Here is a 9851-nt window from a genome sequence, read left to right as displayed (position 1 = left end):
TCTTTAATGGAATTGGTATGACTATCATCCTAACTTTAGCGCAGCAAAATTTAGGCAAAAAAATGCGACTCCGAAGAGCCGCCAATCACAAGCGTAGTAGCCATCTCCTTACTTAAGAGAGCACTATTTAATTAAAAACCCGCGTAGCACGTAGGAATACTCCGCGGGGGACACAAGCTGCAAAAAACAGCCAAAACTAAAACTCTAATACCAACACAAACTCATTCAGATTGAACATCTATAGCCCAAATACTGGGCTAGCTTACAAGCAACTCGTAACCAGGTTGAGTAATAAAATCCACTAACTCATCTGCAGTAATTATTTGCTCAACAATAACTGCAGCTTCGGTAAAACGACCATGAGTAAACCTTTCGCCGCCGACCTCCTCTTTTACCTGTGCAAGCTCTTGTACTAACATCTCTTTAAACAGTGCTTTAGTCACTAACACGCCGTTGGATAAGTACTGTGAATGCTTAATCCATTGCCAAATAGAGGTTCTGGCAATTTCGGCAGTAGCCGCATCTTCCATCAACCCATAGATTGGCACACAGCCATTTCCGTTGATCCAAGCCTCAGTGTATTGCAGGGCAATACGAATATTGCGACGCATACCTATTTCGGTGCGCTCACCATCACAAGCAGCTAACAATTCATGGGCTAAAATGGGAGCATCCACATCACGGGTAATATGCAGCTGATTGACATGATCTTGGCCAATATATTCATTGAAGATCTCCATTGCGGTATCAGCCAACCCCGGATGAGCAACCCAAGTACCATCATGGCCATTGCGCGCTTCAAGCTGTTTGTCTTGACGTACTTTATCTAAAATCTGCTGGTTTTCAGTTGCATCCTTAGAAGGAATGAATGCCGCCATTCCTCCCATCGCTAACGCGCCACGTTTATGACAAGTTTTAACCAATAAGCGTGAATAAGCGCTAAGGAAAGGCGAGTCCATAGTGACAGACTGCCTGTCTGGCAATATGCGGTCACTATGGTTATTCAGCGTTTTAATATAACTAAAAATGTAATCCCAACGTCCACAGTTCAGCGCCACGATATTTGAGCGAAGTTCAAATAGGATCTCATCCATCTCAAAAACAGCAGGTAAAGTCTCAATCAAACAAGTACATTTGATGGTGCCAGGTTGCAGGCAAAAACGCTCCTCAACAAAAGCAAATACCTTCGCCCACCACCGCGCTTCAAGATGGCTTTCTAGTTTAGGGATATAGAAGTAAGGGCCGCTGCCCTTGTTCAATAGCTGGCGATAGTTATTATAAAAATAGATACAGAAATCAAATAAACTGGCAGGGATCGGGTGCGCTGCAAAACTGACATGCTTTTCTAGCATATGCAGCCCCCTGACTCGGCAAATAAGTACTGCAGGATCTTCATCTAAGGTGTATGACTTACCAGTTTCAGCAGCGGTATAACAGATATCACCTGCAACTGCGTCACGTAAATTGATTTGCCCAGCAACAATCTTCTCCCAACTCGGCGCGAGAGAATCTTCAAAGTCAGCCATAAATACTTTTACATTGGCATTGAGTGCATTGATCACCATTTTGCGATCGACAGGACCCGTGATCTCAACACGCCTATCTTGCAGGTCGCTGGGGATCCCTCTAATTTGCCACTCTTTCTCACGCAATGACTTTGTTTGTGGCAGAAAGTCAGGTAACTGTCCGTTATCGATTAAAGCTTGTTTAACCTTTCTGTTTGCCAGCAAGGTCGGCACATCAGCAGCGAAATGCTTACATAAGGTTTTTAATAAACTCAGTGCGCCTTCTGTTAATACCGTTTCTTGCCCTTTGACAGGATCAGCATTGATAACAATCTCGTCTGCTGTAATACCGTTATCCATTGTTATTTGATCTGTCATAAACCTATTCTCCAAACCGTATTGCCAGTAGTTGCTATTTGTCAAATGATTAAAACCAGCTCTCTTTACCCTATGCACTTACTCCTACTCTAGGTATAGGATCTAAACGCACGACTCATCGTGTCTCGAGCAAGATGTGGTTATTTGCAACAAAAAACTAACGACAAAACCGCAACGATGCAAGCTCTGCAAGCCGCTTCAGTAATCAATGACTAACAAGTAAAAACGCTAAAACAAGCAGTAAAAGACAACCAGAAACAAGATAAAATGATTTAAAAACAGATAGATAAATAAAAACCAACACTCATTTAAATACAAGTTCAAGCTCTTGTAAGACAAATTGACCAAGACGCTTGAGCTGAATTCTAATCCGTAATTAAATTACCGAGTGTAATATTATAAATACAGTAACAGTAGGCAAAAACAATCAGTCTATGAGTACATCTCGTTTACAACTAACTTGAGCGTTAGCTAAATAAATCATTGATTACCAATTAGTTAAGCAACATGCCAACAAAACAAAAATCAAATAAGCGTTTTAAGTTAACGTTTACGTAAAAGTAATTGGGGATATATAAAACATAGGAGACTAAACTCTAGATGTATTGTGACTAACATCACAATAAATATTGGTTTTACATGAATTTTTTTTGAAATAATACCAATAAGCAGCCAAATTACTCAGTTCTGAGCTGCTAAATGGTGATTAAGCCAATAAAGCACTCAGCCCTTATCCACACACGCCATATAAGCTATAGAGCAAAAAAGTAGATAAGTACTGCAAGCCTTAATCACCCAGCAAAAGTTACTGCTGCTAGGCTGAAATAATGCCGACCTTTACATAAGCCACTAAAAAGTAGTTATTAATTGGCTTCACGCGGACCAACCAAAATCTACCGATTATCAACGGATACCAAGAAAAAGCCTCATAACAATGAACTATTTAACGGTTTATGACTCCATATAAACAGCTTAATGTAGCCTCCGTGTTAAAACTGAGGAACAGTATAAATCAACAACCTGAGCATACTCTGCGACAATAGCCCTTGTCAGATAGGGGATTGCTTGGGTATTATGACCGACAGATTTTTATGAAGTAGCGCACTCAATGACAATTAAAAAAAGAAGTATTACCCTTTTGGGCGCTGCTGCGCTCACACTTTCACTTAGTGGTTGTGGTGTTTTTGACTGGTTAATCTATAAGCCAGACATCCCACAAGGTAACTATATGGAAAAGCAGCAGGTAGAAAAGCTGCGCATCGATATGACTAAAGAGCAGGTTGAATACGTATTAGGTCGACCTGTACTGCGTGATAGCTTTTCAGACGATACTTGGTATTTTGTCTATCACTACAAGAGCGGCCGTGATGCTAGCATCATCCACAAAGAACTGATTATTAACTTCGATGGCGACAAACTCGTTACTGTTACAGGTGATTATGATTTAAGTGAAGAATTTAATACTCCACTTGAAGAAAGTAAGTTGCCGGAGTTAAATACGCCTGAAGATGATCCTTTGATCCCAGAGCAGCGCCCGCAAGCAAATCCTTTAGTTGAAGAGAAACAAACTCAGCCTGAATCACTATCGGAAAGAGACGAAGACAAAGATTAATCTCGTCCCCCATAGTCACAGCGCAGAAACAATAATGCGAGCTCCTTTTGGGAACTCGCATTTTTTTAACCTAAAAATAGCGTGTCGCTTTCTTTAAAGCTTAGCGCCAGTGATTTTATTGACTCTGCCTTCATCTTTAGCTTTTTCTGCACGCTTACGACGTACATCTTTAGGATCGGCAATCAATGGCCGGTAGATCTCAACCCGTTGTCCCGGCTTAAGCACTTCTGAATGTTTTACCGAACGACTAAAAATACCTAACTTAACGGTCTCAAGATCAATTTCAGGGAAATAACGCTGCATATCACTTTGCTTGACCGCTTCGATGCAACTTGTACCAGGCGCAATATTCACTTTAATCAACTTTTGTTGGTGTGGCAGCGCGTAGATAATTTCGACAGTGAACTGTCCTTGTTCAGTACTCATTTGTAAATAACCTTTGCTCTGCTGGTAAACGCCGTCACCATCGACGTCATTAACTCCTTAAACACTTTACCAAAAGCCAAGTCCGCGATTGGGCTTGAGAACTCAAAGTTAAGTTCGAAATCAACTTTACAGGCGTCTTCAGTTAACTCAGTAAAGGTCCACTCTCCGACTAACTCTTTAAATGGACCATTTTCTAACTGCAGTTTTATACTTTTACCGGCGACCACTTTATTACGGGTAGTAAATGTCTTACTGATCCCCGCCTTGGCAACATCAACTGAGGCCACCATGGTCTCGCCATCAAACTCTAATACTTTGCCACCCACACAACCAGGCAAGAACTCTTTATAAGATTCGACATCATTGACTAAGTCATACATCTGCATCGCACTAAAACGAACCAATACATTGCGGGAAATCTGCGGCATTTAAAGTTGATACTCAAAAATATAAATTCAATAGTTGGATTTTAACATGACCACAAAAAAACGCATCTTTGCCGCACATCGCTGTTATTGAGTGCTCAAAAAGCAGACAAACGCTTCAAGGAAGTCACAAATAAGCGAATATTTCGGTTTGGCCAATTCCAAATCCGTCGTGCCTGCGTATAATAGCTTGCCTATGGCTAAGAAAAACGCAAAAAATTCAAAGAACAGTTCCGCTTCTATCGCACGTAATAAACGCGCGACATTCGACTATAAGTTTGAAGAGAAGATGGAAGCCGGCCTATCCCTGATGGGTTGGGAAGTTAAGTCTATTCGTATGGGCAAGGTCAACTTGTCTGAAAGCTATGTATTTATGAGAGATGGCGAAGCTTTTCTCTTTGGTTGTACCATAGCACCACTGAATACCGCATCCACCCATGTAGTATGTGACCCAATGCGCTCACGTAAACTTCTGCTCAAACGCAAAGAGTTAGATAAGTTGCAAGGATTAGTCGATCGTAAAGGCTACTCTATTGTGCCTATCTCGATGTACTGGCAGAAAGGCGCATGGGTAAAGATCGAAATTGGTCTCGGTAAAGGTAAAAAAGAACACGATAAGCGTGACGATACTAAAGATCGCGAATGGCAGATTGAAAAAGCTCGAACCATGAAAAAAGCGGTTCAGCAGTAATATTCAGTTTTAACTGATTTCAATAAGTGGTGTTCTCCATTTGAAATCAGTGTTGTTACCTGTTATCGCTTCAAAGTTAAGCGATAACGGGTAGATAACGAACAATCGGTTGTGAATGCGGCTTTTATGCTTGTTAAAACAAGATATGACGCGTTACAATCATATTGTACTTGGGGGCGATTCTGGATTCGACAAGATTCTCGAAACCCTGGGAGCATGCCGAGGGGCGGTTGGCCTCGTAAAAAGCCGCACTGTTATAGTTGCAAACGACGATAACTACTCTCTAGCAGCTTAGGCTCGCTAGCCATCTAGCTCACGTTTATCAAATGGGCAGAGTATATAGATGGTCACCTTTACATTTGATAGCGAGGGAACCACGTTCAGGGGTGAACCGCGAAACAGTACTGAACTCGCCTTGTAATATCCTGTCTTTCGGAGCTTGCAAGGTTAACCAAAAGAGAGACTAAGCATGTAGCGCCTTGGATGTAGGCTTTTTGGACGCGGGTTCGAGCCCCGCCGCCTCCACCAATTAAAACAAAGGGTTAGCCGAAAGGCTAACCCTTTGTCACATCTGAATGTCCACAAAATGCCCACCGAAAATATAAATACTTTCAGGCACGGAATAATTTATTGCAGAATCCGCTTAAATCTACCAGCGCGAACTTGTCCAGTAATGGGTTAGGGGCGTGACTCGTTTTTGCCCCAAAATGAGACAGAGCAGAATTAAACGTGATTTCAACTTCCACAATTAGACTTACTTTTCCTTATGCCTAGAACTTTAACTTTGTGGCCAAATTGTCCCATTGACTACAGATTACCTAATCGTTAATTGTTGTTGATAATAAATGACCCGTAGAGATACTTCATCACTATACGGGTCATTTAACTTAGCCCACAGACTGTAGTGAACTGTCGCTATCATTTATTAATGCTCCCAACTTTTTAAAGAGCTGACTATCCTCATAATGTTGGTTCTCAAAAAAGGCATTCTTTAGTTCAAGTAAGGATGCTTCATTTTGGTTCTGCAAATTCCAGCCGCCAGAGCCAAACGACTGACCCAACAACCAATCAATAACCACTTTGTTGTTGTCTGATAATGCATGGTGAAGTAGGTCTACAGCTTCTTTCGTTATATTAACATCTAGTAGTTTTGGTAAGGTGAACCGTTCACCGAAATAAGTAATGGCCCTGTATTGCCAATCCTTTGGCGTGGTCGACTTAAGTAAACTAGAATTAAGTAAGCGTGCTAGACCGGATTTTTTATGACCGCTGATAAAGTTAGACAATAGTCTGATGAATTCGATATCAAAGTTATCGTCACATTCCATTACGCCTTTTAAACAGGAATATGCCGGGTCCTGGTTTTTCAAAACATATTTTTGTTTCACCATATCTTGTAGTACAAGCGTCGCAACGGTACTAGGCAATCGAATACTTCTGTCCAACCGCTCAGAATCACTTAATTCGTCTTCAAAATGTTTATAGAGTGTTTCGATAAACCCGTCAGGTCTGAATTCCAAAATGTCATTGACTAACACATCGTCCCAACTTTCGGGTTTTTTTGAATAACTGCTCCAGCCATCCAACCAATGTATTATTTGCTTCGCCGGTGGATGATTAAGGTTCTCTTTTAGGAATACATAACCTCCATTTACGAATTCAGCAATGTTGAGTTCCTGAATACGCTTTTTATCGAGTAGTTCACCTAGATTAGTAATAAGGTGTTCTGTCATTGAACTGTGTTGACTCCAGGCCATCAGATTTTTAACTGAACAAAATACGAGATAATCGGTTAAGTATGTGGTGAAGCTAGGGATTGTACTTAGTTCTTTAGCTAGCCAAACGACCACTTGCTGATTTTGACGCTGGTTCGATTGTGGCCCTACTTGAACAGTGATATTAGTCGTCAGTGTACTATAACTTTTAATGATAGCTGCTGTGGTAAGTGCCAGATATTGTGCTTGGTCAGTTTCGTTTTCCCATCTATTTTCCCAAGTGTTTTTTCCATAATGATTAATAAGCTTCAAGGCAAAAGGTTCAGATCTTGGATCATGCCATTCATCTGTAAACGGGGCTAAGCTAAGGCAAATATCAATATCTTGAGTGGCAATGTCTAATCCGGAGATGAAATCTTGGTTTGTTAACTTGCGTAACTTACCAATCTTTAAGGTTGGTCTTATCATATCCAAAAGCGAATAATCATCGTTTAGTGCCATGTGACGACGGCAGGCTAATTTCACAACAGATGAAGAATCTATATCGGATAATAGTTCCTCCATACTCCATTTCTTGAGCTTCTTTTTAGCCGAATACAATGCTAGGACAAAGAATTCAGGCGTTAGTTTATCGATAAATCTTGGTGTGTTGCCAGTAACTTCAAAATACGAGTAGCATTGCTCAATGTGAGAAACCAACTCTTGCTCTGAAGATAAGAACTCGCTCTGCTTAGATTTATCTAGTAGAGGAGGTAACTGAGAAAACAAATGCTCTATCGAGGACTCCCAGGTATTTTGTAACGCTTTAATAGCGAAATACTCGATGCCTACATTCGCTTTTTGAAGAGTCAGATAACTATCAACCAGCTCCCCATCAAACTCATCCTTGTTATGTAGGTTCGTTACTATCTCATGGTTAATTGACGGAAGAGTCTTCTCCAATAGAGCTAAACCACTATTTTCATTTGCCAGTTTCGCTGCAATCTTAATTAGGTCGGTAGGATCAGATTGCTCTATTTGTTTATTCACAAACAGATTAAATCCGAGCAGTGGTTCCAATTCAACTAAACGCTTTGTATCATGCGCAGAAAATGCAGCTCTAATTGGCTCGGAGATCAACTCACTTTCCGCAATATCAAATGTTGTTTGGAAGTGTAAGGCGGCTAGACGTTTAGCCCAAAGTTCTTCACGACCGACATACTTAAGTAAAATCCTATGACTCGAAGTGACTTCATCATAATATCTATGGTCACTAATGTTAGGTTTGCTTACCAGTTCTTCTAAACTTATACCGTTATCTTTGTGACCCATTAAGTAAACAGCACATGATATGCCATCAAGATCTGAGTTAAGTTCTGGGCATGAATCCACTTTTGTCGCGATACGGTTTATAAGGCTCTTGAGGTATCGTGGTGTTATCTTGCTACGCCATACATCAATAAGCTCTTTAACACCTTCGCAGCCGGTCATATCAGGCAGGGTTTCGTTCCAATATATTTCAAACTGATCACGCCAGCCCGTCGACACAATTGGGGGGGCTGTAAATGGGATGGGGATTCGCTTAGAGATATACTCTTTTCCGGCATTTAAATCTTCACCATCTAATGCTTTTGCTAAGTGTTCTTCTGAATAGGGTAAGAGCACTCGAAACTTAGGATTGCCGAAAGACGCCAGAATTTCGATATCACTCCATAATTCTCGGGCAATATCAGGTGTGACTCGATCAATGTTATCAATGACTAAAATCAGAGTTTCATTTTCCGGAATAAGTGCAGTGAAAGTGTCGAATGCCTCTTTAAGTTCCATTGCTCCAACGTCTCGAGTAATGTCGATTGTTTCACTAATGGTATCTTTGCTATTACGTTTTACAAGATCACCTAAAGAAACATCGCTTTTCAAGAGTTTTAAAATTCCGTAAGCGATTGCAGGGCTTAAAGTGAGTAGAATAGATACGATCCCAGCTAATGAATCAGAGGCCCCAATTGATGATGAGACTTCTCCCACTGACTTATCTGAATTAATCCTGCTCAACTCAGAAAGAATATAGGTTATAGCTGTTTTTATTTGGAACGCCGACACACCAAGAGAGAACATGAAAGATATAGCAAGCAACGAAATATGACTGTTGGTATCCTTAGTGTATTGCAACCGTTTTCCAAGGGCGACCTCGACAGCCTGTGTCAATTTACGCTTACTTGTACTGTTACTACCGACCATAGTGGAGAGTTCGGTCTCAATGGTTTTAATTAAAGCTGACTTTAAATTTGAATGATAACGATCGGCATCAAATGTCACCATGTGACAATTGTGAGCTTCAATGGTTTCTCTGACCATTTCAATTACAGTCGATTTACCTGCGCCTAGGCTTCCTTCCACGCCGATAATGTGTTGTGAAGAATCGTTCAATATGACGTTAGAAATTGCCTTAGCAACAGTAAAATGACCTTTACCTACAAACGAATCAACCTTTTCTGGCTTCTCACTTTGATATTGACGAATATTACCCATTCTACAAGCTCCAACTCGTATGATGAAACCAATATCATACCAGACTTTTCATTGACTTAGCTCGCATTTACCCACGCTATAGGTAGGGGCTAAACAATGGTGCATAAAGATATGCTCTCCACGAACTAAATTGGACACTTCACGAAACGAGTTTCTGATAATAAACATTATCCGCTTTTATCTAATTTAAGTGATTACACTAAGAAGCTTTTGTCCAAAAGTTAGTTAACCAATTAACAATGCGACGAATTTACAGCTTTTTATTTTCAGTTTTATATCAATATAACAAATTGTTTATATTGAACTTTAGATTTTGCTTGGTATTCCAAATGCCTTTGAAAACCTCACGTAAACTAGCGAAAACCCAGTGTAAATGCGGCTTTCGCTATCACTTAGACTCTCAACGCGCCTGTATGGAACTGTAAAACACTGAAATAAACCGCGATCATTTCAGATCTCCGATCGCGCTAAAGCCCTAGGAATGGCGCTGGCTGCGCCTATGAACTGCAATAATCTAAAACTGAAATAAAAAAATGATATAAAGCGCGCAGGAGGGGAGGAAGAGTGCGGATTCCGTGTGATTCTTTCTGC

Annotated in this window: 6 protein-coding genes and 1 other RNA gene; 3 read left to right on the top strand and 4 right to left on the bottom strand. The window is 40.7% G+C overall.

The window, feature by feature from the left end; genetic code table 11:
- Positions 1-257 precede the first annotated feature (257 nt).
- On the bottom strand, positions 258-1865 hold the full coding sequence (aceB, locus tag AB4135_RS11105; protein WP_371992863.1) for a malate synthase A: 1608 nt from the start codon (positions 1863-1865) through the stop codon (positions 258-260).
- 1126 nt (positions 1866-2991) lie between these two features.
- Between aceB and AB4135_RS11100 the strand changes: the two genes are divergently transcribed.
- Positions 2992-3495, top strand: a complete 504-nt coding sequence (locus AB4135_RS11100) for an outer membrane protein assembly factor BamE (protein ID WP_371992859.1) — start codon at positions 2992-2994, stop codon at positions 3493-3495.
- Positions 3496-3588: 93 nt separating this feature from the next.
- On the opposite strand, the gene AB4135_RS11095 is transcribed toward AB4135_RS11100, so the two are convergent.
- On the bottom strand, positions 3589-3921 hold the full coding sequence (locus tag AB4135_RS11095) for an RnfH family protein (RefSeq protein WP_371992857.1): 333 nt from the start codon (positions 3919-3921) through the stop codon (positions 3589-3591).
- Positions 3918-4349: an SRPBCC family protein gene (locus AB4135_RS11090; protein WP_371992855.1), complete on the bottom strand. Its 432-nt coding sequence runs from the start codon at positions 4347-4349 to the stop codon at positions 3918-3920. Before AB4135_RS11090 ends, AB4135_RS11095 begins: the two co-directional genes overlap by 4 nt.
- Before the next feature lie 193 nt (positions 4350-4542).
- Between AB4135_RS11090 and smpB the strand changes: the two genes are divergently transcribed.
- Positions 4543-5037 carry an SsrA-binding protein SmpB gene (gene smpB, locus AB4135_RS11085; RefSeq protein WP_371992853.1) on the top strand — a complete coding sequence of 165 codons (495 nt, stop codon included), beginning with the start codon at positions 4543-4545 and terminating at the stop codon, positions 5035-5037.
- 172 nt (positions 5038-5209) lie between these two features.
- Positions 5210-5565, top strand: a transfer-messenger RNA (tmRNA) gene (ssrA, locus tag AB4135_RS11080).
- A 359-nt stretch (positions 5566-5924) separates the two neighbouring features.
- Here the strand turns inward: ssrA and AB4135_RS11075 are convergent.
- Positions 5925-9260, bottom strand: coding sequence for a P-loop NTPase fold protein (locus AB4135_RS11075; RefSeq protein WP_371992851.1), 3336 nt, complete (start codon positions 9258-9260; stop codon positions 5925-5927).
- Positions 9261-9851: the final 591 nt, after the last annotated feature.

The organism is Shewanella sp. 10N.286.54.B9 (genome assembly GCF_041468565.1).
GTDB lineage: Bacteria > Pseudomonadota > Gammaproteobacteria > Enterobacterales > Shewanellaceae > Shewanella.
Note: the sequence above shows the minus strand (reverse complement) of the source record. Positions and strands in the feature narration are given on the sequence as shown.

Excerpts from the sequence above, each read along its gene's own strand:
- aceB (WP_371992863.1), bottom strand. The coding sequence starts at position 1,865 with ATGGATAACGGTATTACAGCAGACGAGATTGTTATCAATGCTGATCCT.
- AB4135_RS11100 (WP_371992859.1), top strand. The coding sequence starts at position 2,992 with ATGACAATTAAAAAAAGAAGTATTACCCTTTTGGGCGCTGCTGCGCTC.
- AB4135_RS11095 (WP_371992857.1), bottom strand. The coding sequence starts at position 3,921 with ATGAGTACTGAACAAGGACAGTTCACTGTCGAAATTATCTACGCGCTG.
- AB4135_RS11090 (WP_371992855.1), bottom strand. The coding sequence starts at position 4,349 with ATGCCGCAGATTTCCCGCAATGTATTGGTTCGTTTTAGTGCGATGCAG.
- smpB (WP_371992853.1), top strand. The coding sequence starts at position 4,543 with ATGGCTAAGAAAAACGCAAAAAATTCAAAGAACAGTTCCGCTTCTATC.
- AB4135_RS11075 (WP_371992851.1), bottom strand. The coding sequence starts at position 9,260 with ATGGGTAATATTCGTCAATATCAAAGTGAGAAGCCAGAAAAGGTTGAT.